The organism is Burkholderia sp. E168m15 (genome assembly GCF_016586105.1).
Lineage (GTDB): Bacteria > Pseudomonadota > Gammaproteobacteria > Burkholderiales > Burkholderiaceae > Burkholderia > Burkholderia orbicola.
The window spans coordinates 1-26,762 of record NZ_BCPO01000050.1 but is presented as its reverse complement, the minus strand read 5'-3'; the positions used below and the strand labels follow the sequence as shown (position 1 = coordinate 26,762).

20 protein-coding genes and 1 pseudogene are annotated in these 26,762 nt (G+C 64.5%); 18 read left to right on the top strand and 3 right to left on the bottom strand.

Annotated elements, in window-relative coordinates; all coding sequences use genetic code 11:
• Together JMF86_RS08405 and JMF86_RS08400 are read left to right on the top strand one after the other, a co-directional pair.
• Window positions 1-332 (top strand): Lrp/AsnC family transcriptional regulator (locus JMF86_RS08405; protein ID WP_201316947.1); only part of this gene is annotated, 332 nt, incomplete at its 5' end.
• Window positions 333-830: 498 nt separating this feature from the next.
• Window positions 831-1,931, top strand: a complete 1,101-nt coding sequence (locus JMF86_RS08400) for a saccharopine dehydrogenase family protein (protein ID WP_125380655.1) — start codon at window positions 831-833, stop codon at window positions 1,929-1,931.
• 116 nt (window positions 1,932-2,047) lie between these two features.
• On the opposite strand, the gene JMF86_RS08395 is transcribed toward JMF86_RS08400, so the two are convergent.
• Complete coding sequence (locus JMF86_RS08395; RefSeq protein WP_011694291.1) at window positions 2,048-2,665, bottom strand: ATP-binding protein; 618 nt, start codon at window positions 2,663-2,665, stop codon at window positions 2,048-2,050.
• On the bottom strand, window positions 2,662-2,808 hold the full coding sequence (gene cydX, locus JMF86_RS08390; protein WP_125380656.1) for a cytochrome bd-I oxidase subunit CydX: 147 nt from the start codon (window positions 2,806-2,808) through the stop codon (window positions 2,662-2,664). Before cydX ends, JMF86_RS08395 begins: the two co-directional genes overlap by 4 nt.
• Window positions 2,809-3,008: 200 nt before the next feature.
• Here cydX and corA point away from each other — a divergent pair, with 200 nt between their 5' ends.
• Window positions 3,009-3,986 carry a magnesium/cobalt transporter CorA gene (gene corA / locus JMF86_RS08385; RefSeq protein ID WP_006475972.1) on the top strand — a complete coding sequence of 326 codons (978 nt, stop codon included), beginning with the start codon at window positions 3,009-3,011 and terminating at the stop codon, window positions 3,984-3,986.
• Window positions 3,987-3,993: 7 nt separating this feature from the next.
• On the opposite strand, the gene JMF86_RS08380 is transcribed toward corA, so the two are convergent.
• Entirely contained in the window at window positions 3,994-4,287 is a 294-nt protein-coding gene (locus JMF86_RS08380; protein ID WP_006475974.1) for a YciI-like protein, read from the bottom strand.
• A gap of 467 nt (window positions 4,288-4,754) precedes the next feature.
• Here JMF86_RS08380 and JMF86_RS08375 point away from each other — a divergent pair, with 467 nt between their 5' ends.
• The 15 genes and pseudogenes from JMF86_RS08375 to JMF86_RS08305 all read left to right on the top strand — a co-directional run bounded on the left by JMF86_RS08375 (window position 4,755) and on the right by JMF86_RS08305 (window position 26,568).
• Entirely contained in the window at window positions 4,755-5,243 is a 489-nt protein-coding gene (locus tag JMF86_RS08375) for an aminoacyl-tRNA deacylase (protein ID WP_006475975.1), read from the top strand.
• 859 nt (window positions 5,244-6,102) lie between these two features.
• Window positions 6,103-6,804 carry an energy transducer TonB gene (locus JMF86_RS08370; RefSeq protein ID WP_006481523.1) on the top strand — a complete coding sequence of 234 codons (702 nt, stop codon included), beginning with the start codon at window positions 6,103-6,105 and terminating at the stop codon, window positions 6,802-6,804.
• Between the two features lie 86 nt (window positions 6,805-6,890).
• Window positions 6,891-7,796, top strand: a complete 906-nt coding sequence (locus JMF86_RS08365; protein WP_125380657.1) for a MotA/TolQ/ExbB proton channel family protein — start codon at window positions 6,891-6,893, stop codon at window positions 7,794-7,796.
• Between the two features lie 20 nt (window positions 7,797-7,816).
• A complete protein-coding gene (locus JMF86_RS08360; protein WP_011549764.1) occupies window positions 7,817-8,239 on the top strand; it encodes a biopolymer transporter ExbD in 423 nt (140 codons plus the stop codon).
• 148 nt (window positions 8,240-8,387) lie between these two features.
• Window positions 8,388-8,819 (top strand): biopolymer transporter ExbD, encoded by a 432-nt coding sequence (locus JMF86_RS08355; RefSeq protein ID WP_012328556.1) that lies wholly within the window; start codon window positions 8,388-8,390, stop codon window positions 8,817-8,819.
• 16 nt (window positions 8,820-8,835) lie between these two features.
• A complete protein-coding gene (locus JMF86_RS08350) occupies window positions 8,836-10,026 on the top strand; it encodes a tetratricopeptide repeat protein (protein ID WP_125380658.1) in 1,191 nt (396 codons plus the stop codon).
• A gap of 305 nt (window positions 10,027-10,331) precedes the next feature.
• Complete coding sequence (locus JMF86_RS08345; protein WP_074802650.1) at window positions 10,332-10,907, top strand: helix-turn-helix domain-containing protein; 576 nt, start codon at window positions 10,332-10,334, stop codon at window positions 10,905-10,907.
• Window positions 10,908-11,156: 249 nt separating this feature from the next.
• The gene (locus JMF86_RS08340; protein WP_125380660.1) at window positions 11,157-13,913 is read left to right on the top strand and encodes a TonB-dependent receptor; all 2,757 of its coding nucleotides are present in this window, start codon (window positions 11,157-11,159) and stop codon (window positions 13,911-13,913) included.
• A 190-nt stretch (window positions 13,914-14,103) separates the two neighbouring features.
• A complete protein-coding gene (locus JMF86_RS08335; RefSeq protein ID WP_125380661.1) occupies window positions 14,104-15,966 on the top strand; it encodes an extracellular solute-binding protein in 1,863 nt (620 codons plus the stop codon).
• Window positions 15,967-15,978: 12 nt separating this feature from the next.
• Complete coding sequence (locus JMF86_RS08330) at window positions 15,979-17,031, top strand: microcin C ABC transporter permease YejB (protein ID WP_125380662.1); 1,053 nt, start codon at window positions 15,979-15,981, stop codon at window positions 17,029-17,031.
• Window positions 16,985-18,088 (top strand): ABC transporter permease, encoded by a 1,104-nt coding sequence (locus JMF86_RS08325; protein ID WP_054927851.1) that lies wholly within the window; start codon window positions 16,985-16,987, stop codon window positions 18,086-18,088. The genes JMF86_RS08330 and JMF86_RS08325 overlap by 47 nt, the downstream gene beginning before the upstream one ends.
• A complete protein-coding gene (locus JMF86_RS08320) occupies window positions 18,088-19,722 on the top strand; it encodes an ABC transporter ATP-binding protein (RefSeq protein ID WP_201316946.1) in 1,635 nt (544 codons plus the stop codon). The genes JMF86_RS08325 and JMF86_RS08320 overlap by 1 nt, the downstream gene beginning before the upstream one ends.
• A 109-nt stretch (window positions 19,723-19,831) precedes the next feature.
• Window positions 19,832-23,005, top strand: coding sequence for a multidrug efflux RND transporter permease subunit (locus JMF86_RS08315; RefSeq protein ID WP_201316948.1), 3,174 nt, complete (start codon window positions 19,832-19,834; stop codon window positions 23,003-23,005).
• A gap of 39 nt (window positions 23,006-23,044) precedes the next feature.
• A pseudogene (locus tag JMF86_RS08310) lies at window positions 23,045-23,176 on the top strand (Tn3 family transposase); the annotation flags it as partial.
• A gap of 653 nt (window positions 23,177-23,829) precedes the next feature.
• A complete protein-coding gene (locus JMF86_RS08305; protein ID WP_125380664.1) occupies window positions 23,830-26,568 on the top strand; it encodes a TonB-dependent siderophore receptor in 2,739 nt (912 codons plus the stop codon).
• The last annotated feature ends 194 nt before the right edge of the window (window positions 26,569-26,762 follow it).

Sequence of the window (26,762 nt, the reverse complement as noted above, 5' to 3'; positions counted from 1 at the left end):
GCATCGCGCGGCTCGAACGCACGAACGTGATCGCCGGGTACAGCGTGCGGCTCGGGCAGGACGTGCTGGACGCCAGCATCTACGCGTACGTCGGCATCATCCTCACGCCGAAATTCGGCAAGGACGTCTTGCGCAAGCTCGACCGGATGCCGGAAGTCCAGCTGCTGTGCGCAGTGAGCGGCGAGTACGACTACGTCGCGTGGCTGCGCGCCGATTCGCCGGAACGGCTCAACGACCTGCTCGACCAGATCGGCACGCTCGAAGGCGTCGAGCGCACGACGACGTCGATCATCCTGTCGCGCAAGATCGACCGCGGGACGATCGGCGGCTGAGCCGTTGCATGCGGCACCGCACATGACGGACGGCGCATGCGCGGCGCCGGTTTCGTTACGTCACGGGTGTCTGGATTAACGGCGGGTAGATGCCCGGCCGCCTTCGTATCGGCATTCGCTGTCCCTCATGATCGGCACGAGTGCCGATCGCCATCCTTCCGCGCACTTCGCGCGTCTCTCTCGCGACTCTCCTTTCCGTATTCCGCTTCGACCGGCGTGTAGCCCGTGACGCATGTGCAGTTCGTGTGTCGGGAGCCATGCCGTGCGTCGTCGTCTTCGTCGTTGCAACGCGCCACCGCCAACGGCCGGTTTGCGACAGCGCCTTTACGCGATTTTTAGATGAAATGGTCGTTTCGGCGAAAAGTGTCGTCATAACGTCGAATTTATCGGTCGTTTCGCATCATTCTTCGTCTTGGAACTGATTTTGAGCGTCCCTAAACTGTGTTCATGGCTCGACGCCGTACACCAACACGAAACCCATCATCAGGAGATAAGCGCATGAAAATCGCCATCGTCGGCGCAGGTCTGATCGGCCACACCATTGCTCACATGCTGCGCGAAACGGGCGACTACGAAGTCGTCGCGTTCGACCGCGATGCGGATACGCTCGCGAAGCTGTCGCGCGAAGGCATCGCGACGCAACGGGTCGATTCGGCCGACGCGAATGCGATTCGCGAAGCGGTGAAGGGCTTCGATGCGCTCGTCAACGCGCTGCCTTACTACCTCGCGGTCAACGTGGCCGCCGCCGCGAAGGCTGCCGGCGTTCATTACTTCGACCTGACCGAAGACGTGCGCGCCACGCACGCGATCCGCGAACTGGCCGACGGCTCCGACCGCGCGTTCATGCCGCAGTGCGGCCTCGCGCCGGGCTTCATCGGCATTGCCGCGCACGAGCTCGTGAACGGCTTCAGCGAAGTGCGCGACGTGAAGATGCGCGTCGGCGCGCTGCCCGAATATCCGACCAACGCGCTGAAGTACAACCTGACGTGGAGCGTCGACGGGTTGATCAACGAATACTGCCAGCCGTGCGAAGCGATCCGCGACGGCCGCAAGCAATGGGTGCAGCCGCTCGAAGGCCTCGAGCACTTCTCGCTCGACGGCACCGAATACGAAGCGTTCAACACGTCGGGTGGCCTGGGCACGCTGTGCGAGACGCTGTCGGGCAAGGTCGAGACGCTCGACTACAAGTCGGTGCGCTATCCGGGCCACCGCGAACTCGTTCAGTTCCTGCTGGAAGACCTGCGCCTGTCGACCGATCGCGACACGCTGAAGTCGATCATGCGCCGCGCGGTGCCGTCGACGAAGCAGGACGTCGTGCTCGTGTTCGTCACGGTGACGGGCGTGAAGGACGGCCAGCTGGTGCAGGACGTGTTCACGCGCAAGATCTTCGCGAAGGACGTGTGCGGGATGCACATGAGCGCGATCCAGATCACGACGGCCGGCGCGATGTGCGCGGTGCTGGATCTGTTCCGCGAGAAGAAGCTGCCGCAGAGCGGTTTCATCCCGCAAGAGAAGGTGTCGCTCAAGGCGTTCCTGTCGAACCGCTTCGGCAAGCTGTACGACGGCGGCACGATGGAGCGCGTGCACGCGGTCGCCTGACCGTCATTACAAGACCATTCGCCAGTCATTGGCACGAGGGCCGTACGACGCCGGGAGCGCAGCAGCGCTTCCGGCGTTGTTTTTTGCGGGAAGGGAAAGGGCGCCGGGCGGCGCGCTCAGGCCGGCAGCGGCGGGACGATCGTTGCCGGTTGCGGCGGCGGCACGATGCGGGACAGCAGCGCGTCGAGGTCCGCGTCGGACGGCGCGGTGTTGTCGAACATCACGATGCCGTCGCATTCGTGGCCGGTCGGCACGAAGCGGCGCTGCCGGTATTCGTCCCAGTGCGCGAGCTTGTACGCGTCGTTCGGGTTGGCGCGCGCGACGATCCGCTGGTGCGCGACGTCTTCCGACGTGTGGACCCAGACGACCGTCAGCGTGACGTCCGGCGCGATGCCGAGCCACGTGCGATCGAGGATGCGCCGGTCGCGCACTTCACGCGACAGCGGGCCGACGACGAGCGCACCGATGCCGAGCGAGAGATTGTCGCGGGCGGTGTCGAGCAGGCCCTGGTATTCGGGATCGCGAAGATGTTTCAGGTAGAGCGGGCTGTCACGGTCGTTCGGGTCGTCCGTGAGCGCGCCCATCGCGGCCGCGCTGTAACGGCCGTACAGCGTATCCTTGTCGAGCAGGCAGAACGCTTCGCCGGTCGCGCGCATCAGCGGCCCGATGAGCCGCTTCGCGAGCGTGGTCTTGCCGGTGCCGGCGTGACCGCAGAAGAATACCAGGTGCGTCACGAATGCCGGCTCCCCGACCGCTGGCCCGACGTATCGCCGAGCTGGTCGCCACGCGAGAACACTTCCGCTTCCAGCCACATCGCGTTGATGATGCCGAAGCCGAGCGCCACGCCGATGCCGAGTATCCACGAGAAATACCACATAGATCAGTCTCCTTGACGGTTGGGCCGCACGGCCGTTGTGCATCGCGCAACGCAGGCCCGGCGGGCCTGTAGAAGTGCCTCGACGCGCATGCTGCGGCGCACGCAGCCCGATCATGACCAATATCGGCGTGCCGCGCAAGCCGGGCCGTCCGTGCAGCAAACCGGTAAACTGATGCGCAAACCGCAACGTCACCGACATCATGCTGATCAACTGTGCTGCTTACCAGGACGGCCGCAAGCTGGCCGATATCGACATCGACGCCATCAGCGATTACGTGTCGAAGCCCGAATGCTTCGTGTGGGTCGCGCTGAAGGACCCGACGCCCGAGGAAATCGACCTGATGGGCGAGGAGTTCGGCTTGCACGAACTGGCGCTCGAGGATGCCCGCAAAGGCCATCAGCGGCCGAAGATCGAGGAATACGGCGATTCGCTGTTCGCGGTGCTGCACACGGTCGAACTCGACGAGGACGACGAATTCAAGGTCGGCGAATTGAACGTATTCGTCGGCCCGAATTACGTGCTGTCGATCCGCAACCATACCGAGCACGATTTCCGCGACGTGCGCAAGCGTTGCGAGCGCGAGCCGCACTTGTTGCGGGAGGGTTCGGCGTTCGTGTTCTACGCGTTGATGGATCAGGTCGTCGACCGGTATTTCCCGATCCTCGAAACGCTCGGAGCGGAACTCGAGGAGCTCGAGGACCGCATCTTCGCGAAGGCGACGCCGGCGTCGTCGCGCGCGATCATCGAGGATCTCTATTCGCTGAAGCGCCGGCTCGTGCTGCTGTACCAGCACACGGCGCCGCTGATGGAGCCGCTCGCGAAGCTCACCGGCGGGCGCGTGCCGCAGGTGTGCAGCGGGATGGCGGCTTACTTCCGCGATGTGTACGACCATCTGCAGCGGATCGTGAAGACGATCGAAGGGCGTCGCGAGATGGTCGTCACCGCGATCCAGGTCAACCTCGGGATGATTTCGCTCGCGGAGAACGAGGTGACCAAGCGGCTCGGCTCGTTCGCCGCGCTGTTCGCGATACCGACGATGATCGCCGGCATCTACGGGATGAACTTCGCGAACATGCCCGAGCTGCACCTGAAATACGGGTTCTACGGCTGCATCGCGGTGATGGCCATCGCCGACCTCGCGCTGTGGTGGCGTTTCAAACGGGCAGGGTGGCTGTAGTCCGGCTTCAGGCTGGACGCGGTGCGTGCTTGCCGACCACGACGCGCCACGGCCGCACGCGCCACGATTTCACGAGGCCGTTCTGCACGTACGGATCGGCGCGCGCGAACGATTCAGCCGCTTCCGGCGAATCGCCTTCGAACACGAGCACCGCCTGGTCGGCCGGGTCCGCCAGCGCGCCGGCGAGCACCAGTTCGCCGCGCTCGGTCGCGGCCTGCGCGAGCGCCAGATGTTCCGCACGGAACGGCTCGCGCCGCGACAGGTAATCGTCGACGAGTTCGTAGATCAACTGGTAATGCATGATTGCTCCGGGAGTCGGTTTCCGCCGCGGGAGGGTGGGCGGCTGGCTCAGTATAGGGCAGCGGGAAAGCCGTTGGCGGCGGGGTTTGCCGGTTGTGACGACGGGCATTCACGGGTTCGTTTTTTGAACGACGCATCCCGGGCGGTGTCCCGATGTTCTTCTTAAAATGCAACTAACGGTCGAGTTTCTCGACGTCGGCAAATTAGCGGGTGCGGCCGCATTTTCGTTCGCACTGCCTGAAATCTGCCTGCAGAAATGAGGGTCCGCCAAGCGTATTCCGGGGCCGGATTCCGCACGCCGGCGAGGGCAGACGAAGGCCTTGAAAGCGAGTTGGGCCGGCTGCCGGGCCATGTGGGCGGGCGCTGCACGAGGGCATTTCCATTGGCCCGGAATGCGACCTATGCTGAACGAACCGGGAGCGAACACCGTTCGCCCTATTCGTCCGATTCGCCCAGACGAGGTGCGCCATGCCGGTCTCAGCCACCCTGCAGGATTGCCTGCGCCAGAAGTCATCGCGGTACGAAGTCGTGTACCACCCCTATAGTCATACGAGCATGGAGACGGCCGCCGCCGCGCATATTCCCGGCGATCGTCTCGCGAAAACCGTGCTTCTCGAGGACGCCGAAGGCTACGTCGCCGCCGTATTGCCGACGACGCACGCCGTGCGCCTGTCGGATCTCTGGGTGAAGACGGGGCGCCATCTCGTGCTCGCCCGGGAGGTCGAGTTGCGCGAGCTGTTCAAGGATTGCGACATGGGCGCGCTGCCGCCGGTCTGCATGGCGTACGGGATGAAGACGTTTCTCGAGGAACACCTCGCGCAGCAGCCGGAAGTCTATTTCGAGGCCGGCGATCATCAAGCGCTGATTCACATGATGCAGGACGAATTCCTGATGCTGATGGAGACGGCCGAGCGCGCGCATTTCTCGCACCGGATGCAGGGGATGATGCTGTCCTGAGCGATGCGGGTCGTGTGTCGATGAAGCATGCGCGGGCATTTTCCCACCGGGCTCGGTGAGGTGGGGATGCCCGTGCGTGCAGAAGGGCGGGCAACGAATTCCCGTGGCCCCGGCTTTATCCGTCGTCGGAAGATACATTCGTTATGCAGATCATTTTGAGAATTGGATCGTTGCAGGAGGTTTCAATATTTTGATTTGCAATCCTATTAAAAGTAACGAAGATCGACCGTACGGATATCGCCTGAACAGGACCCCGCCTGCATGAAAGCGGTCAATCGGCTTCCATCCATGCATCGGACAATGAAGCGCATCCGGCATTGCTCATTCCGGAGTGCACCGATTCGGTGTGCCAGCACTAAATTGGTGATTATTTTGGATGAGCACTGAATTAGTGCGATAACCATACAAACCAATTACGAAATTAATGGGAAATGGTTGGCGAAGTTTACTAACTCGTTATTCGAGTAAGGCCTCCAAACTTTGTATTCAAGTATCAAATAAAGTTTGACGCCCGGATTTTTTCCTTGCTATCTTCTGCACCCAAGACGAACGGCCAGGCTGACATCAGCGTGTAACGAAGATCCAATCGTCATACGAGAAATGTGCCTGTGTCGACGCAGCTGACAATTGCCTGACCACGCTGGTGCGGGATAGACGCCGGATAGGGCGGCTATCCCGTTGCGGTTGAAACGATTCCTTGAAATTGAATAAACGGGATCCGAAATCGATACTTTCAATTCGGATTGCCAATTGAATTAAAAATGAAATTTCGAGTTGAGGCGGCGCCGGAACCGACCCGGTTCCGGCGCCGGCCATCATCGCGAAACTGGGCGATTCGCTTGGGGGAAGGATAGTGGGCATGAAAGTCGAAGAGCATCTGGTTGCTTCGAACAGCGGACTGGCCACGCTGGGCCGTCCGCGGGAATTCGGCAAGAAGCAGCAGAATCCGGTGCGCCGTTTCGGCGGCATCGCAGTCGTCCTCCTGTTGCATGCAGTGCTGATCTACGCATTGCTCAATGGCCTCGCGACCAAGGTCGTGCAGGTGATCCAGCATCCGATCGAAACCCGCATCATCGAGCCGGTGAAGCCGCCGCCGCCCCCGCCGATGCCGGTCGTCAAGCTTCCGCCGCCGAAGTTCGCGCCGCCGCCGCCGCCGTTCGTGCCGCCGCCTGAAGTGCCGGTGCAGGCACCCCCGCAGCAGGCGACCATCACGCACCAGTCGGCACCGGTGCCGTCCGCGCCGGCCGTGCAGGCGCCGGTCGTCGCACCGCCCGCGCCGGCCAAGCCGGTCAGTCACGAAGTGGGTGTCGTCTGCCCGAATTCGGACTCGATGCGCGCGTCGATGCAGTACCCGAAGGAAGCGCAGGAAAACAACATCACGGGTGACGTGACGATCGAGTTCGTCGTGGATGCGGAAGGGAACATCACGAACGAACGCGTGGCCCAGTCGGCCGACCCCGTGCTCGATCGTGCGGCCTACAACACCGTGAAGCGGTTCAAATGCGTGGCGCAAGGCCAGGCGGTACGGGTGCAGGTGCCGTTCTCGTTCAACCTGAATTGATGCAGTGGGCGGTCCGGCGGGAGCCGGACCGGTGAAAACCGGCTTGAACCTAAATCGTAAGTTCAACGAAAGAATTGGAGTGGGGTATGACGAAGCGTTCTCTGGCCGCGCTGGCGGCAAGCCTGTTGATGTCCGTCGCCGCAATCGACGGGCTCGTTGCACCGCAGCTCGCTTACGCGCAAGCGAGCGGACCCGCGGCGACATCCGACGCGTCGACGCAGGCCGCGGCGCCGACGCAGGCGCCCGCTGCCGCCGAGCCGGCCCCGCCGCCGGCGCCGGCCACCACCGAAGCGGTCGAGAATCCGTACGGGCTCGGCGCGCTCTGGAAGAACGGCGACTTCGTCGCGCGCTTCGTGCTGATCCTGCTCGTGATCATGTCGATGGGCAGCTGGTACATCATGATCACGAAGTTCGTCGAACAGTTGCGGGCGAACCGCCGCGCGAAACTCGCCGACGCGCAGCTCTGGAGCGCGCCGTCGCTGGCCGAGGGCGCGAAGCTGCTCGACGAGGCATCGCCGTTCCGCTTCATCGCCGAAACGGCAATCGAGGCGGGCGAGCATCACGACGAGGCGCTGCTCGAAGCCGTGGATCGCAACACGTGGATCGACGTGTCCGTCGAGCGCTCGATCACGAACGTGTCGAACCGCATGCAGGACGGGCTCGCGTTCCTCGCGACGGTCGGCTCGACCGCGCCGTTCGTCGGGCTGTTCGGCACGGTCTGGGGGATCTATCACGCGCTGACGGCGATCGGGATCGCGGGCCAGGCGTCGATCGACAAGGTCGCGGGCCCGGTGGGCGAGGCGCTCATCATGACGGCGATCGGCCTGGCGGTCGCGGTGCCGGCTGTACTCGGCTACAACTTCCTGGTCCGGCGCAACAAGTCGGTGATGGAGCGGGTCCGCAACTTCGGCGCCCAGCTGCATACCGTGCTGCTGGCCGGCAGCAAGCGTCCCGCTCGCGTGCCGTCGGCCGCCGCGTCGCTCGTGAACTGACCGGCTGACGGAGGCGCGCGATGGGCATGAACGTCGGGCAGGACGAAAGCGACGAGGTGATCGCGAACATCAACACGACGCCGCTCGTCGACGTGATGCTGGTGTTGCTGATCATCTTCCTGATCACGATTCCGGTCGTCACGCACACGATCCAGCTGCAGTTGCCGAAGGAGGTCGTGCAGCCGCTGCAGACCACGCCGAAGAGCGTCGAGATCGCGGTGAACCGCGACGGCGATTTCTTCTGGGGTGAGCAACTGGTCGATGCGTCGACGTTGCTCGCGAAGCTGAAGGGCGTGTCGCAGCAGCAGCCGCAACCGAGCGTCCACGTGCGGGGCGACCAGAACACGCGCTACGAGTTCATCGGCCGGGTCATCACGATGTGCGAGCGGGCGGGTATCGCGAAGGTGTCGTTCATCACGGAACCGCCGGCGCGGGGTGGTTAACGTTGCATGGGAGCGGCACACGCGCCGGTTCTGATTGATGGCGAAGCATGGGATCTGAGCAAGCACTAAAGCGCTAACTCTGGTCGACCGCGAAGCATGGGATCTGAGTAAGCGCTAAAGCGCTAACTCAGATCGACAGGAGCAAACGATGGGAATGAACGTGCCTTCGGGCGGGAGCAGCAGCGAGCCGGACGTGATGGTCGACATCAACACCACGCCGCTGATCGACGTGATGCTGGTGCTGCTGATCATGCTGATCATCACGATCCCGATCCAGATGCATTCGGTGAAGATGGACCTGCCGGTGGGGAACCCGCCGCCGCCCGCCGCACCGCCGGAAGTCGTGCAGATCGACATCGACTTCGACGGCACGACGACGTGGAACGGCGCGCCGGTGCCGAATCGCGCGGCACTCGAGGCGAAGCTGACGGAAGTCGCGCACGAGCCCGTACAGGCAGAGATCCATCTGCGGCCGAACAAGCTGGCGCCATACAAGGACGTGGCGGCCGTCCTGGCGTCTGCGCAGCGCGTGGGCGCGACGAAGATCGGCCTGATCGGCAACGAGCAGTTCATGCAATGACGGGACAGGCCAACCGATGAACCAGCAACGATGGAAACGGATGGTGGCGCTGACGGCGCTCGGTGCGGCCTGTGCGCTCGGCCGGCCGGCGTGGGCAGCCGACGCGTTGCGGCCCGATGTGGCGAAGCCGCTGGCGGCGGCGCAGGAGCTGTATCGCGCGCACAAGTATCGCGACGCGCTCGGCAAGATCGCGCAGGCGGCCGCCGTGCCCAACCGCACGCCGTATGAAACCTACATGGTGGAAGCGACGCGCGGCGCGGCGGCGATGGCGGCCGGCGATACGGGCGTGGCCGCGCAGGCCTACGAAACCGTGCTGAACTCGGGGCGCCTGTCGGGCGAGGACGAGCAGCGGACGACGGCGGCGCTCGCGGGAATCTACTTCCAGCAGAAGAACTATCCGCAGGCGATCCGCGTCGCGCAGCGCTACCTGAAGGCGGGCGGCACGGACCCGGAAATGCGCATGCTGCTGACGCAGTCGTATTACCTGTCGAACGATTGCGGCCAGGTCGTGAGCCAGTTGAAGGCCAGCACGGACGCACAGGTGAAGGCCGGCCACGCGCCGGACGAAGGGCAGTTGCAGATGCTGGCGACCTGCGCGCAAAAGAGCAAGGATGCCGGCGCCTATCGCAGCGCGCTCGCCATGCTGGTGGCTTATCACCCGAGCCCCGCGTACTGGGAGGAAATGGTCTCGGCGATTCGCGGCAGCCCCGGTTACCTGTCGTCGCTCGACCTCGACATCTACCGATTGCGCCGGGCGGCGGGCTCGCTGACGACGGCCGACGCCTATATGGAGATGACGCAGCTCGCGCTGGTGGCGGGCACGCCGGCCGAAGGCCGGCAGGTGATCGACCAGGGGTTCGCGTCCGGCGTGCTGGGCAAGGACGCGCAGGCGGACCGCGAGAAACGGCTGCGGGCGCTGGCCGACAAGCGCGCGCAGTCGGGCGCGGACGCTGCCGATCCGGTGGCGCCGATCGACGCGGGCATGAATCTGGTGTTTGCGGGCCACGCGGCGCAGGGGCTGTCGATGATGGAGCAGGCGATCGCGAAGGGCGGGCTCGAGCATCCCGATGTGGCGCGGCTGCGGCTCGGCGAAGCGTACTACGTGGCGGGCGAGAAGGCGCATGCGGTCCAGGTGCTGCGGACGGTGAAGGGTACCGACGGATCGGGGGATCTGGCGAAGCTCTGGACGGTCGTGGCGTCGCGGTAACGACGGAGGGGGAAGCAGGCGCGCGATGCGGGATGGGCGCCGTGCGGCATACACGTGGTATTGCGGCGACTTGAAGGAGGGGAAGTCTGTCTGGGCGAAGAAAAGGGGCAGTTTCGTTAATTAGTAAACCGAATGAAATGAGCGTGAATCGCGCGACCACGAAGCCGGAATCCCGCTTCGCGGCACGTGCGACGTGCGCCCGGCGGCGAAGGGGAGCAGAGTGTCGCGCCGTGGCGGCAGCCTCATGGCATCGGGGAAGGCCTGCCGACATCAAACCGATTTCGATTGAGAGGTTCCGTTCTTCCATGGTCTTGCCTCCCGATGAATCGGTGCTCGTCGCGGTTTCGCTCGGCAACAAGATCCGCGCGCTTCGGCAGCGGCTGAAACTCACGCTCGACGAAGCGGCCACGACGGCAGGGATCTCGAAGCCGTTCCTGTCGCAGGTCGAGCGTGGGCGCGCGACGCCGTCGATCACGTCGCTGGTGAGAATCGCGAAGGCGCTCGGTGTGACGATGCAGTACTTCATCGACACGCCAACCGAGGCGCGCTCGGTGTGCCGCGGCGACGCATTGCAGTATTTCCAGTTCGCGAACTCAGCCAGTTCCTTTGCCCGGCTGACGAATCTCGTGGACGGTCGCAAGCTCGATGCGATTCTCGTCAGGATACCGGCGGGGCAGTCGCCGTCGGAAGTGACGACGCATGCCGGGGAGGAGTTTCTCTACGTGATGCGCGGCAGGGTCGTGCTCACGCTGGAGGATTGCACGTTCATGCTGGGCGCGGGCGACACCGCGCACTACGAGTCGACGACGCCGCATGCGTGGCAGAACACGGCCGACGAAGAGGCGGTGATCGTCTGGGTCGGTACGCCGCGGCTGTTCTAGCCCGTCGGACCAGAGTTATTGGAAGCGGTAAGCAAGCTGTGCACTCAATGTAAGTAATCAGTATTGCAAATCAAATAATACGAAAAGGCCATGCGGTGTTCGCGCTGCACGGTCGATCCGTTCGGATCGCGGTGGTTGGCAGGACGGAAATGGCGGGCTCCGGTACACGGGTGCCCAGGACGCGCGACGAATTCACAAGATTCGGACGTGCAGCGGGTGGGGTCTTACTGACGAGCGAGAGGAAACAAGATGAAGCAGAGAGCGCTAGCGTTGGCCATCAAAAGAATAGTCTGGGCAGAACTGGCACTCACCGCGACGCTGGCGGTGCCGGCCTTCGCACAGAGCCAGCCGGCGCCTGGCGCTGTTGCCGTGGCGGATGCAGTCGCGACCGGCGCGCCTCCGGCCGCGATCGTCGCGCAGGCGGGCGGTACCACAAGCACGCCTGCTGAAACGGGCGCGGCAGCACCCGGCGCAGCCGCGAACGGGCAGGGCAAGGTCGCACAGATCAAGCGTTTCGAGGTGACCGGCTCGCTGATCCGGCAATCCGACAAGACCGGCTTTCAGCAGGTACAGACCATCACGCCGAAGGAGATCCAGGCCAGCGGCGCGGTGACGGTGACCGACTTCCTGCGCAATGCGACGGCGAACTCGGCGAATAGCTGGGGCGAAGGGCAGTCGGGCAACTTCGCGGCCGGCGCGGCCGGCATCGCGCTGCGCGGCCTGTCCGAGAAATACACGCTCGTGCTGGTCGACGGCCAGCGCGTGGCGCCGTATGCGTTCTTCTCGAACAGCGTCGATTCGTTCTTCGACCTCAACACGCTGCCGCTCAACGACATCGAGCGCATCGAAATCGTGAAGACGGGCGCGGTGTCGCAATACGGATCGGACGCGATCGGCGGCGTCGTCAACATCATCACGAAACACAATTTCCGCGGGCTGCAGCTCGACGGCAGCATCGGCAGCGCGATCAACGCCGGCAACGGCGACGGCACGACGAAGTTCGGCGTGCTCGGCGGCTTCGGCGACCTGAACGCCGACCGCTTCAACGTGACGGCGGCGCTCAGCTACTACAAGTCGAACGGTTTCACGCTTGCCGATCGCGATTCGACCCGCAACCAGGACTTCACGGGCAAGCCGGGCGGCTTTTCGTTGCTCGGGCCGTCCTACTGGAACATGCCCGACGGCAGTGCGCAGGCGCTGAACGGCTGCCCGTTCGGCGGGGCGGTGCACCCGGCCGCGACGAACTCGCTGTCGGCCGGCCTGCCGGGCACGATCTGCGCGTTCAACACGGCGGAAAGCACGTCGATCCTGCCGATGACCGAACGCCTGAACGCGAAGCTGCATGGCGACTTCAAGATCAACGACACGACGACGGCGTTCGCGGACTTCCTGGAAAGCTACAACACGACCACGACCAACGATGGCCTGTGGAACAACGTGATCGGCAACCCGCAGAACCCGGCGCTGGTGTGGAATCCGCAGACGCAGTTGCTGTCGCCGTTCAACACGGTCGTGCCGGTGACCAACCCGTACAACACGACGGGCGCGGCGACGCCGTTGACCTACGCGTTCCCGAACACGGTCGCGCAGAAGACCTGGGCGAACTACTGGCGCGCGGCGGCCGGCATCAAGGGCTCGTTCACGCTGCCGTACGGCGACTGGGACTGGGCGACGTCGGTCAGCCATTCGCAGAGCACGGTGTCGAACGTGTTCACGAATCAGCTGAACGTGAATGCGCTGAACAACATCTACCAGAACGGCACGCTGAATTTCGCGAACCCGGCCGCGACGCCGAACGCCTTCAACGGCCTGTACCAGGAAGCGAACAACCTCGGCATCTCGAAGCTCGATACGATCGACGCGACGCTGTCGACACCGAACCTGTTCCACCTGCCGACCGGTGACGTCGGCATCGGCTTCGGTGCACAGTTCACGCACCAGAGCGAAACGCTGACGCCGGGCTCCGAGTACCTGAGCGGCGCGGTGATCTCGCCCGATCTGCAGACCGTGAACGGCGCGCGCAACGTCGCGGCCATCTATTACCAGGTCAACGTGCCGATCCTGGAGAACCTGACGTTCAGCCAGGCAGGTCGCTACGACCACTACACGGACGTGGGCGGTGCGTTCTCGCCGCGCTTCGCGCTGCGCTACCAGCCGATCAAGGCGCTCACGCTGTATACGTCGTACAACCGCGGCTTCCGCGCGCCGACCTTCGTCGAGGACAGCAAGTCGCAGACGCTCGGCATCCAGGTCGACCCGGCTACCGGCCAGAACTACACGTCGATCACGGTCGGCAACCCGAACCTCGCGCCGGAACGCACGCGCAACTTCAACATCGGCTTCCAGGTTTCGCCGGCCCGCTACACGGATATCGGCTTCGACTGGTACAAGATCCGCATCGACAACGTGATCGGCCAGGGCAAGCCGTCGCAGGTCGTGACCGACCCGACGACCGGCCAGCTGCTGTACAAGGTGATTCCGTACCAGAACCTCGGCTACCTCGACACGAACGGCTTCGAAGGCACGTTCCGCCAGGGTCTGCCGCTCAAGGGCTGGGGCATGCTCACACTGTCGGGCGACTGGGCGTACGTCAACAGCTACAAGATCGGCTTCCCGGGCAGCGCACCGATCAACGGCGCGGGCAACAACTTCACGATCACGCAGCCGTTCGGCGGCAGCTTCCCGCGCTGGCGCGGCAACACGACGCTCGACTGGAACTATCGCAAGTTCGATGCGGCGCTGACGTGGCAGTTCACGGGCCCGTACGCGCAGAACCTGCTGGCGGAGCCGCCGAAGGTCGGTTCGTACAGCCAGTTCAACCTGATGTTGACGTACACGGGCTTCAAGAACTGGACGATCTACGGCGGCATCGACAACATCTTCAACCGCACGCCGCCGTACGATCCGATCTTCGCGAACGGCACGCTGAGCCAGAGCGGGTACGACACGTCGGTGTATTCGTATATCGGCCGCTTCGCGCAGGTTGGCGCGACGTACAAGTTCTGACGCCGACACGCGCAAGACCGAACTGCTTGGACAGGCCGCTCCACGTCCACTACCCCTAATTCGGAGCGGCCTTTTTTTAACCAGGCGCGATGACGGTACTGCCGGGTTCGACCGGCATCGACGACGTATGAATCGGCAGGCATTGATCGCGCGCGGGCATCGGGCCGGCACGCTACCGGGTTGATTGAACATGAGACTGTTGAAATGGCGACGGATACACGCACTGTTCGCATGCGTGGTGCTGATCGCATACGCCGCGGTCATGCCGCAAGCCGCGCGCGCGGTGCCGGCCATCGCGCAATATGACCAGCCGAAATACCCGCCGGGCTTCACGCATTTCGATTATGCGGACCCGCAGGCGCCGGATACCGGCACGCTCAACTTCGAAAACTACGACGAAGCACAGAGCTACGACTCGCTGAACCCGTTTCTGACCCGCGGCTCGCCCGCGCCGGACATCAAGAACCTGATGTTCGACACGCTGATGCAGCGCAGCTGGGATGAACTCGCGTCCGAATACGCGCTGATCGCCGACGACGTCGAGGTCGCGCCGGATCGACTGTCCGCGACGTTCCACATCAATCCGGCCGCGCGCTTCTCGAACGGCGACGCAATCACCGCGGCTGACATCAAGTATTCGTTCGATACGCTGACGAGCCCGCAGGCGTCGCCGCTGTACAACGCGCAATTCTCGATCATCAAGCGCGCGGTGGTCGTCGACAGCCACACGATCCGCTTCGAATTCAAGCACGCGGAGCGCGACGCCGCGCTGATCGCAGGCGACCTGCCGGTGTTCTCGCCGAAGTGGGGGCAGCGCGCGGACGGTACGCGGCCGGCGTTCGACCAGATCGCGAACGAGCCGCCGATCGCGAGCGGCGCGTACCTGATCGAGCAGCGCAGGAACGACAAGCAGATCGCGTACGTGCGCAACCCGCACTACTGGGCCGCGAATCTGCCGTCGCGGCGCGGGATGTTCCGTTTCGCGCGCGTGTCGTTCAAGCTGTACCTCGACCAGTACACGGCGCTCGAGGCGTTCAAGGCCGGCGATGTCGACGCGCGGATGGAGTACAGCTCGACGCAGTGGGCGCGCAAGTACGTCGGCAAGAATTTCAGCAACGGCATGCTGAAGAAGGGGGAATTCCCGGACGGCCCCGCGCAGATGCAGGGTTTCCTGATGAACCTGCGCAAGCCGATGTTCCAGGACGTGCGCGTGCGGCATGCGCTCGCGCTGGCGTTCGACTTCGACTGGATGAGCCGGATGATGTTCTACGGACAGTACCGCCGCACCAACAGCTTCTGGGACGCGAGCCCGTTCGCCGCGTCCGGCATGCCGAGCGCGAAGGAGCTCGCGCTGCTCGAACCGTACCGCTCGACGCTGCCGCCGGAGGTGTTCGGGCCGATGGTCAAGCAGCCGTCGACGCTGCCGCCGGGCTCGCTGCGCGCGAACCTCAGGCAAGCGCGCGACTTGCTCGCGCAGGCCGGCTGGCACTATCGCGACGGCGCGCTGCGCGACGCGAACGGCACGCCGATGACGATCGAGATCATCGACGACCAGCCCGGCATGGATCGCCTGATCCTGCCGTACACGCAAGCGCTCGCGACGCTCGGCATCCATGCGTACCTGCACGAGATCGACAGCGCGCTCTACCAGAAGCGGCTCGACAATTTCGAGTACGACATGACGACGTATATCTACTCGCCCGTGACGATCCCCGGCGCGGAGCTGACGCGCCGTTTCGGCAGCGCGGCTGCCTCGCAGCCCGGCTCGGAGAACTATCCGGGCGTGAAGTCGAAAGCCGTCGATGCGCTGATCCGCGCGGCGCTCGCGGCGAATACGCTCGACGATCTCGAGACGGCCACGCACGCCCTTGATCGCGTGCTGATCAATCTGTACGTACTGGTCCCGCAGTACTACATGCCGAACGCGCGGATCGCGTACAAGACGACGCTCGGCCATCCGGCGGTCGTGCCGGCTTCCTATCAGTACGAGGACTGGATCGTCGACTACTGGTACGGGAAGCGGCCGGCGGTCCAACCCGCTCCGGCGGCCTGACGGAGAACAACCATGCTGGCATACATACTCAGGCGCCTGCTGTTGATGATCCCGACGCTGATCGGCGTCGTGACGATCACGTTCGCGGTCACGCAGTTCGTGCCGGGCGGCCCGGTCGAGCAGGTGCTCGCGCAATTGCGCCACGGCAGCACGCGCGGCGGGGAGGCGGGCGGAAGTGGAGGCGGCTACCACGGCAGCCAGGGTGTCGACCCGCAGCAGATCGAGCAGATCCGCAAGCAGTTCGGCTTCGACAAGCCGCCGCTCGAACGCTACGTGCTGATGCTGAAAAGCTATGCGACGTTCGACCTCGGCCAGTCCTACTTCGCGCACCGCAGCGTGTGGGCGGTAATCCGCTCGAAGCTGCCGGTGTCGATCACGCTCGGGCTTTGGACGGTGATCCTCACGTATCTCGTGTCGGTGCCGCTCGGCATCGCGAAGGCGGTGCGCAACGGTTCGCGGTTCGACACCGTGACGAGCGTGCTGGTGCTGACCGGGTACGCGGTGCCGGGCTTCGTGCTCGGCGTGCTGCTACTGATGCTGTTCGGCGGCGGCACGTTCTGGCAGGTGTTTCCGATGCGCGGGCTCACGTCGGACAACTTCGACGACCTGACGCTGATCGGCAAGACGCTCGACTATCTGTGGCACATGGTGATGCCGGTCACCGCGTCGGTGATCGGCAATTTCGCGATCGTCACGATCCTGACGAAGAACACGTTCCTCGACGAAATCGGCCGGCAATACGTGCTGACCGCGCGCGCGAAAGGGGCGCCGGAGCGCGACGTGCTGTGGAAGCACGTGCTGCGCAATGCGGCGATCCCGCTGCTCACCGGGTTGCCGGCCGCGTTCGTCGGTGCCTTCCTGAACGGCAACCTGCTGATCGAGACGCTGTTCTCGCTCGACGGGATGGGGCAACTGTCGTACGACTCGGTGATCCGCCGCGACTATCCGGTCGTGCTCGGCTCGCTGTTCCTGTTCACCCTGATCGGTCTGCTGACCAAGCTTATCGCGGATATCTGCTATGTCCTCGTCGACCCCCGTATCCAGTTCAGCCGCCTGGACCACTGATCCAGCGTGCGCGCCGTCGCCGTCGCCGTGGCGGCGCACGTGGCAGCGCTTTCGTGCGCAGCCGCTCGGCTATGCAAGCCTCGCGATCTTCGCGACGCTGTTCGTGCTCAGCCTGTGTGCCGACGGCCTGTCGAACGATCGGCCGCTGCTCGTGCGCTACGACGGGCACTATTACTTTCCGATCGTGAAGGACTATCCGGAGACCGAGTTCGGCGGCGACTTTCCGGCGAAGACCAACTATCTCGACCCGTACATTCGCGCGAAGCTCGAGGCAGGCGGCAATTTCGCGATCTATCCGCCGAATCGTTACCGCTACGACACGATCGACTATTTCGCATCGCGGCCGTATCCGGCGCCGCCGTCGGCGAGCAACTGGCTAGGCACCGACCAGTTCGGGCGGGACGTGCTCGCGCGACTGCTGTACGGGTTCCGGCTGTCGGTGCTGATGGCGTTCGCGCTGACCGTGTCGGGGGTGCTGGTCGGCGTGCTGACCGGCGCGCTGCAGGGCTTCTACGGCGGCCGCACCGACCTGATCGGGCAGCGCTTGATCGAGATCTGGAGTGCGTTGCCGGACCTGTACCTCTTGATCATCTTCGCATCGATCTTCACGCCTTCGCTGTGGTTGCTGTTCATCCTGCTGTCGATGTTCGGCTGGCTCGTGCTGTCTGATTACGTGCGCGCGGAGTTCCTGCGCAACCGCGCGCTCGACTACGTGAAGGCCGCACGCACGATGGGACTGTCGAACTGGCAGATCATGTGGCGGCACGTGCTGCCGAACAGCCTGACGCCGGTGATCACGTTCCTGCCGTTCCGGATGAGCGCGGCGATCCTGTCGCTGACGAGCCTCGACTTCCTTGGCCTCGGCGTGCAGCCGCCGACGCCGAGCCTCGGCGAACTGCTGCAGGAAGGCAAGAACTACCTCGACGCGTGGTGGATCTCGATCTCCGCGTTCGCGGCGCTCGTCATCACGCTGTTGCTGCTGACCTTCATGGGCGACGCGCTGCGCAACGCGCTCGACACGCGCTCGCGCGGCTCGGCATTCGGCGGGGAGCGATGATGGCGAATGCGTTGCTTCAGATCGACGGGTTTTCGGCGCGCTTCGGTACGAAGGCGGCCGTGCAGGACCTGAGCCTGTCGGTCGGCCGCGGCGAGCGCGTGGCGCTCGTCGGCGAATCGGGGTCGGGCAAGAGCGTGACGGCGCTGTCGATCCTGCGCCTCGCGCAGCAGGCGACGCTGTCGGGACGGATGCTGTTCGACGGCGAGGACCTGCTCGCGAAGACCGAACGGCAGATGCGCGGGATTCGCGGCGCCGACATCGCGATGGTGTTCCAGGAACCGATGACGGCGCTGAATCCGCTGTATACGATCGGTAAGCAGATCGCCGAGAGCCTGCGGCTGCACGAGGGGCTGCGGCCGGGCGATGCGCGCGAGCGGGGGATCGCGCTGCTGCGGCGCACCGGGATTCCGGAGCCGGAACGGCGCATCGACAGCTTTCCGCATCAGTTGTCGGGTGGGCAGCGGCAGCGCGCGATGATCGCGATGGCGCTGGCATGCCGGCCGCGGCTATTGCTGGCCGACGAGCCGACGACGGCGCTCGACGTGACGGTGCGCCAGCAGATCGTCGATCTGCTGATCGAACTGCAGGAGCAGGAGGCGGCCGCGCGCGGGATGGCCGTGCTGCTGATCACGCACGACCTGAATCTCGTGCGGCGTTTTGCGCAGCGCGTGGCCGTGATGGAGCAGGGCGTGCTCGTGGAGACGAACACGACCGACGCGCTGTTCGCCGCGCCGCAGCACGCCTATACGCGCCGGCTGCTCGACAGCGCCCCGCAGCGGGACGTCGAGCCGGTCGCGGCCGGCGCGCAGACGATTCTCGACGTGCAGGACCTCGCCGTCGATTACCGCATCGCGGCGAAGGGCTGGCGCGCGGTGCTCGGCAAGACGACGTTCCGCGCCGTGCACGATGTGAAGTTGAATCTGAGGCGCGGCGAAACGCTGGGAATCGTCGGCGAATCGGGCTCGGGGAAATCGACGCTGGCGGCGACGGTGCTCGGCTTGCAGCGGCCGGCCGCGGGCTCGATCGAAATCGACGGCATGCCGCTGGACGCGCTGCGGACGACGGGCGGCAGGCGCGCGCTGTACGGCAGGATGCAGGTCGTGTTCCAGGATCCGTTCGGCTCGCTGTCGCCGCGGATGACGGTCGAGCAGATCGTCGGCGAGGGGCTCGCCGTGCACCGGCCGCAGGTAGCCGGCGCCGCGCGGCGCGCGCGGGTCGCCGCGCTGCTGCAGGAGGTCGGCCTGCCGGCCGAAGCGATGCTTCGCTATCCGCACGAATTTTCCGGCGGCCAGCGCCAGCGCATCGCGATCGCGCGCGCGCTGGCGGTGGAGCCGGAGCTGCTGGTGCTGGACGAGCCGACGAGCGCGCTCGACGTGTCGATCCAGAAGCAGGTGCTGAATCTGCTGACGAATCTGCAAAAGAAGTACGAGCTGAGCTACCTGTTCATCACGCACGATCTCGCGGTGATGCGTGCAATGGCCCACCGGGTCGTGGTGATGAAGGCGGGGCGGGTAGTCGAGGAGGGCGATACGCTCGACGTGCTGCATGCGCCGTCCCATCCGTATACACGCGCGCTGCTCGCGTCGTCGATGCTGGCTCCGGTGCGCGGCACACAAGAGAGAACCGATGATTGACGTGAACCGGGCGAAGTACGCCCAGGTCGCCCAAACGCCGTGCGGCGCCGACGGGGATGCCGTTCCGCGGTCCCGCGCCGAAACGCCGGCGGTTCGCTGACGCATGCCGATGCCATCGTTCTTCATCGATCGTCCCGTCTTTGCGTGGATCGTTGCGCTCGCAATCGTCGTCGCGGGCGTGCTCGCCATTCCGCAGCTTCCGATCGCGCAGTATCCGCGGCTTGCGCCGCCGCGGGTCGTGATCACGGCCGCGTATCCGGGCGCGTCGACCGAGACGGTCGACGGCGAGGTCGGCAGCATCATCGAGGAAAGCCTCGACGGCGCCGACGGGCTTCTGTATTACGCGACGAGCAGCGACGGTCACGGCAATCTCGAGATCGACGTCACGTTTTCGCCCGGCACCGATCCGGACATCGCGCTCGTCGACGTGAACAACCGGCTGAAGCAGGTCGAGCCGCGGTTGCCGCAGCAGGTCGTTCAGCAGGGGATCGGCGTATTCAAGGCAGCGAACACGTTCCTGATGCTCGTCACGCTGACGTCGACCGACGGCACGCGCGATTCCGCGCAACTCGGCGATTACCTGAACCGCTACGTGCTGCGCGAACTGAAGCGTGCGCCGGGCGTCGGCGCGGCCGAGCTGTGGGACGCCGGCGAGGCGCTGCGGGTCTGGCTCGATCCGAACAAATTGCGTGAATACGACCTCGGCGCCGACGACGTGATCGCGGCGATCGGCGTGCAGAACGCGACGGTGACGGCCGGTGCGATCGGCGATGCGCCGTTCGAGCGCGGCCAGCAGCTCACCGCGACGATCGTCGTCAAGGGACAGCTGACGTCGCCGGAGGAGTTCGGCCGGATCGTGCTGAAGTCGAAGCAGGACGGTTCGGTGGTGCGCGTCGCCGACGTCGCGCGTGTCGAAATCGGCCGCGACGATTATTCGTTCTATTCGCGGCTGAACGGCCGCCCGGCGGCCACCGTCGGCATTCAGCTCGGCCCGCGCGGCAACGCGCTCGAAACGTCGAACGCGATCCGTGCGCGGCTTGCCGAACTGTCGAGGGTATTGCCGCCGGGCGTGGCGATGGAGATTCCGTTCGATGGCGCCCATTTCGTGACGATCGCGATCCGGGAGGTCGTGCTGACGCTCGTCGAGGCGGTCGTGCTGGTGTTTTGCGTGATGTGGCTGTTCCTGCGCGATCTGCGTTACACGCTGGTGCCGACCGTCGTGATTCCCGTCACGCTGATGGGTGCGTTCGTCGCGATGTGGGCGTTCGGACTGTCGATCAACGTGTTCACGATGTTCGGTCTCGTGCTGGCGATCGGCATCCTTGTCGACGATGCGATCGTCGTCGTCGAGAGCGTGCACCGGGTGATGGAGGAGGGCGTGTCGCCGCGCGACGCCACGCGCCGCGCAATGAAGCGGATCGGCGGTGCGATCGTCGGGGTGACCGCGGTGCTGACCGCCGTATTCGTGCCGATGGCGTTTTTTCCGGGCGCCGTCGGCGGCATCTACCGGCAGTTCGCGGTGGCGATGATCGCATCGATGCTGGTGTCGTCGTTCATGGCGCTGTCGCTCACGCCCGCGCTGTGCGCGAACCTGCTGAAGCCGGTCGCGCGACACGACGGCGGAATCGGCCGCGCGCGGCGACGTGGCATCGGCACGCATCTGGCCGACTGCTTCGGTGCGTCCTTCGCGCGCGTCGAATCCGGTTATCGCCGTCTCGCCGTGTTCGCCGTGCGCCGCACCGGCATGGTCGTGGCGGTCTACGCGGCGCTCGTGATCGCATGCGGGCTGCTGTACTGGATGATGCCGGGCGGCTTCCTGCCGACCGAGGACCAGGGGCAACTGCAGGTGATGATCCAGTTGCCGGCGGGCGCCACGCAGGCGCGCACGCTCGCGGTCGTCGAGCGTGTCGAGGCGATCCTGCGCGCGGAGCCGGCGATCGCGAACGTGACGAGCGTGATCGGCTGGAGTTTCGCGGGCAGCGGGCAGAACGTCGGGATGGCATTCGTGGAGCTGAAGGACTGGGCGCGGCGCGACGTCGACGCGATGGCGTTGCGCGACCGGCTCAACGGGCGTTTCGGCACGATCCTCGACGGTGACGTCGAGGCGTCGCTGCCGCCGTCGGTGCGCGGCATCGGGCATTCCGACGGATTCACGTTCCGGCTCGAGGATCGCGGCGGCGTCGGGCTCGACGCGTTGAAGGCGGCTCGCGAGCAGTTGTCCGGACGAGCGAAAGCGGATCCGTTGCTCGCCGCCGTGCATTTCGAAGACCTGCCGGACGCGCCGCGCATCGAACTCGATGTCGATCGTGCGAAGGCGTATGCGCTCGGCGTGCCGTTCGAGCGAATCGCGGGCCTTCTGGGCGGCACGTTCGGCTCGAACTACATCAACGATTTTCCGGCATCGGGCCGGATGCGGCGGGTGATCATCGAGGCCGACCCGGCCGCGCGCGTGACCGATGCGCAACTGATGGCGCTGACGGTGCCGAACCGCACCGGCGACATGGTTCCGTTGTCGGCCATCGCCGCGCCGCACTGGACGGTCGGCCCGGTGATGCTGAATCGCTACAACGGCTATCCGTCGCTCGACATCAGCGGCCGCGCGGCGACCGGCACGAGTTCGGGCGCGGCGATGGCGGAGATGGAGCGGCTCGCCGGCGCACTGCCGGTCGGGATCGGCTTCGACTGGGTCGATGCGGCGCGCGAGGAGCAGGTTGCCGCGCGGCAAACGCCGCTGCTCGTCGGGCTGTCCGTGCTCGCGGTTTTCATGGCGCTTGCCGCGCTGTACGAAAGCTGGACGGTCCCGCTGTCCGTGCTGACGATCGTGCCGCTCGGCATGATCGGCGCGATCGCGGCGGCGCTCGCGCGCGGGATGCCGAACGACGTGTATTTCAAGGTCGGGATGATCACGGTGGTCGGGCTGGCGGCGAAGAATGCGATCCTGATCGTGCAGTACGCGCGCGATCTGGCCGGGAGCGGCGTGCCGCTGCGGCAGGCGGTGATCGACGCGGCCGCCGCACGATTCCGGCCGATCATGATGACGTCGATGGCGTTCCTGCTGGGCGTCGTGCCGCTCGTGCTGGCGACGGGCGCGGGTGCGGAAAGCCGGCGATCGATCGGCACGGGCGCGTTCGGGGGCGTGCTCGCCGCGACGATGTTCGGGCTCGTGTTCGCGCCGGTGGCGTTTCGGGTGGTGGTATCCATAGGCCGGCGCGGGCGGCATGCGCCGGGGACGAAGCGCGACGCGCAGCGCGTGGAAACGGCCGAAAATCTGGAGATCGATTGATGGTCGCGACGGGGCGTTGGCGGTGCGATCACGGGATGACGGGTGCGCGACGCCAAGCATGTGCTCGAACGGCCGCAATATCAGGAGTCCGATCTTTTGATCACGGAACACTATGCCGACACGACGGGATTCATGGAGCACGTGTTCGAACTGTTTCCATGCCAAGGATTCGTGTCTCCTCTCTGGTAAACAAAAAAGTTCGGTCTGGCGAGTACCGGCCGCGTGCTCCATTGCGGCGCATGCGCGAGCGGGTGAAAAAGGCAGCCACACAAGGAAGACAGAACAACGGTAGCGGCGGATGAACCATATCGATTTTTATTCGGCACCAACCGAGTGCATCTATTGCACCTAAACAAAGTTATGTGGCATCAAATATTTTTTGACGCGTCGATTCTGTCCTGCTATGTTCGCGTCCAACGTAAAACTTTGGTAGTGAACGGTAATGAAGATTCCGTGCATTAAGACATTCAAAGTGAAGACGTAAAGCAGCCCTTCAACGAGCGACTGCCTCTCCTGGCAACACATGCGCGCTAATTGACGAAGCGCCATGGTGCGAATGTTCCAGGGGAATCTTGTATGCGGTCGTTCGATGCACGAAAAGATCGATCCATGTAATTAGGTTTCCTAACTCTATAGGAATGCCGCTTCTTTTATTTCAAATTCATTCCACTCCGCAGTGGAGGAAATAAATTTGAAAGAAATAAACGGACGGAATGGTTTTGATCGCCAGACGACGAATCAGGAACGCGGGGCGACGCTATTTAAAGGCCGGCGAATCTCCGTGCATACAAAAAGGTAAGGCCTTGCGACGACAGAGGGGTGTTATGAAACCAACGGCTTTGGGATCGGCAATACGCAGCATCGTATGGGCTGAAGTCGCGTTGACGGCGGCTTTGGGTACCTCCGCTTACGCGCAGACAACGCCTGTCGACGGGAACGTCGCCGCCGAGCAAACCGGCAGCTCGGCCGCCGCCGCGCCCGCGCCCGCGCCTGCGCCTGCGCCGGCATCGGGCACCGCCGCGGGCGGGCAGACCGTGAAAAAGCTCGACAAGTTCGAAGTGACGGGCTCGCTGATCCGTACATCCGACAAGGTCGGTCACACCGAGGTGCAGGTCATCACCGCGAAGGAAATCCAGCAAAGCGGATACACGACGGTTGCCGATTTCCTGCGTTCGACGTCGGCCAATTCCGCAAGCAGCTGGGGCCAGACGACGATGAACAGCTCGGCCCCCGGCGGCGCCGGCATGGCGTTGCGCGGGCTCAGCGAGAAATACACGCTCGTGCTCGTCGATGGCCAGCGCGTCGCGAACTATGCGCAGTCGGTGAACTTCACCGACACGTTCTTCGATGTCAACGCGATCCCGTTGAACATGGTCGAGCGCGTCGAGATCGTCAAGACCGGCGCGGTATCCGTCTACGGCTCGGACGCGATCGCGGGCGTCGTCAACATCATTACGAAGAAGAACTTTCAGGGCCTGCAGATCGACGGCCAACTCGGCAAGGCGCAGCATCCGGGCGACGGGCAGGGCAACTTCAGTGTACTGGCCGGCTTCGGCGACCTGAATTCGGATCGCTTCAACGTCACCGCGGCCGCCAGCTATTACCGCGATTCGGGCTCGACGCTCGGCGATCGCGACATGACGTCGGCGCAAGACTTCACGCAATATCCCGGCGGGCTGGCAGCGCCGCTCGGGCCGAACCAGCAATCGTACTGGTCGCTGGCGGACGGCTCCAGGGTGCCGCTTTCGCCGTGCCCGCCGGGCAGCAAGACGAGCGCGACCAATTGCACGTACAACCCGGCCGCGTCGACATCGCTCGTTCCGTCCACGACGCGCCTGAACGCGAAGGTGCGCGCCACCTTCAAGATCGACGACAACACGCAGGCCTATGCGGGCTTCTGGGTGAGCCGCGATGAAACCGTCCAGTTGCAGGGACCGGCCTCGATCTCGAGCACGACGAACGTCTACAACCCTTCGACCGGTTCCGTTTCGCCGCTGCCGCGCACCGTACCGGTGAGCAACCCCTATAACCCGTTCGGCGTGCCGACGGCGATCAACCTGACCTTCCCGGGCAACGTCGTGGGGGCGGACACGGTATCGACGTTCTGGATGGCGAACACGGGCGTCAAAGGTTCGTTCGACACGGGCAGATTCGGCGCGTGGGACTGGTCGGCCGATTACGGCCACTCGCAGAGCACCGTCGATACGACGTATCGCAACCGGATCAACGTCGCGGGCCTCGAGAACATGCTCGCGAACGGCACCTACAACTTCTCGAACCCGGCCGCCACGCCAAACGGCCTGAATGGCGTTTTCACGGACGACGATCAGCAGGCCATCTCGAAGGTCGACAGCGTGACAGCCAAGGCCTCGACGTCGAATCTCTTCACGCTGCCCGGGGGCCCGGTCGGCCTGGGCCTGGGCACCGAGTTCCGTCACGAATCGTCGACGATCAACCCGCAGACGCTCGCGTCGCAGGGCGTATCCGCACCCGCGAACGTGCAGACGGTGGAGGGTTCGCGCAACGTCGCCGCCGCGTTCTACCAGGTCGACATTCCGATCCTGCGCAATCTGACGTTCACGCAGGCGGGCCGCTACGATCACTACAGCGACTTCGGCGGGGCGTTTTCGCCGAGCTTTGCGCTGCGTTTCCAGCCGGTGCAAATGCTGACGACGTATGCATCGTACAGTCGCGGCTTCCGCGCGCCGACCCTCGTCGAAAACTCGCAGGCCGTCTATCTCTCTCACCAGAACCTCGTCGATCCGAACGATCCGAGCGGTGTGCCGACCAAGCACTTCACGACGGAGCAAGTCGCGGGCAATCCGAATCTTCAGCCCGAGCACACGAAGAACTACAACATCGGCTTCCAGCTTTCACCCGATGCGATGACCGATATCGGTGCGGCGTTCTACAAGGTCCGCATCGACGGAGTCATCGGTACCGATGATCCGAACGCGGTGCTCGTCGCCAACGATCCCTCCCGCGTCGTGCGCAACGCCGACGGGTCGGTGCGTTACCTCGTTCAGCATTTCGTGAACCTTGGTGCGCTCGACACCGATGGCTTCGATCTCAACTTCCGCAAAGCGCTGCGCACCAAGTACGGCACGTTCACGCTCGCAGGCGACTGGACTTATGTGTGGCACTTCAAGCTGCACAGCCCCGGAACCGCACCGCAGGACTTCGCCGGCAACAACCTTGCGCTGCTGCAGCCGTTCGGCGCGAGCAACCCGCGCTGGAAGGGCAATACGAGCGTGAGCTGGGACTACCGGCAACTGACCACCACGCTGACCTGGCAATACACGGGGCCATATACGAACGCCGTGGCCGCGGAATTCGGCGACGGCGGTACGGGATCGGTGGCGTCGTACAGCCAGTTCAACCTCATGTTCAACTATCGCGGCTTCAAGCATTGGACGATTTACGGCGGCATCACGAACCTCTTCGACAAGAAGCCGCCGTTCGACGTCGAGTGGCAAGCCGTGCCCGACATCACTGGCTATGACCAGTCGCTCTACACGAACCTTGGTCGTTTCTTCCAGGTCGGGGCGACGTACCGGTTCTGACAGGGAGGAAGCCGCCAGGCGGCAACCGGTCCCGGCGCGCGGCCCGCGCCGGGACGACGAAGAATGAGCTGGACCGGCAGCCGGCCTCAATCAAGGTCAAGTGCAGAGATGCAGGGTTTGAACGCGAGGACGCTTGGCCAGTAGCACCTCGTGCAGTCGATTTTTCGTATTTGACATAATCAACATTATCGACA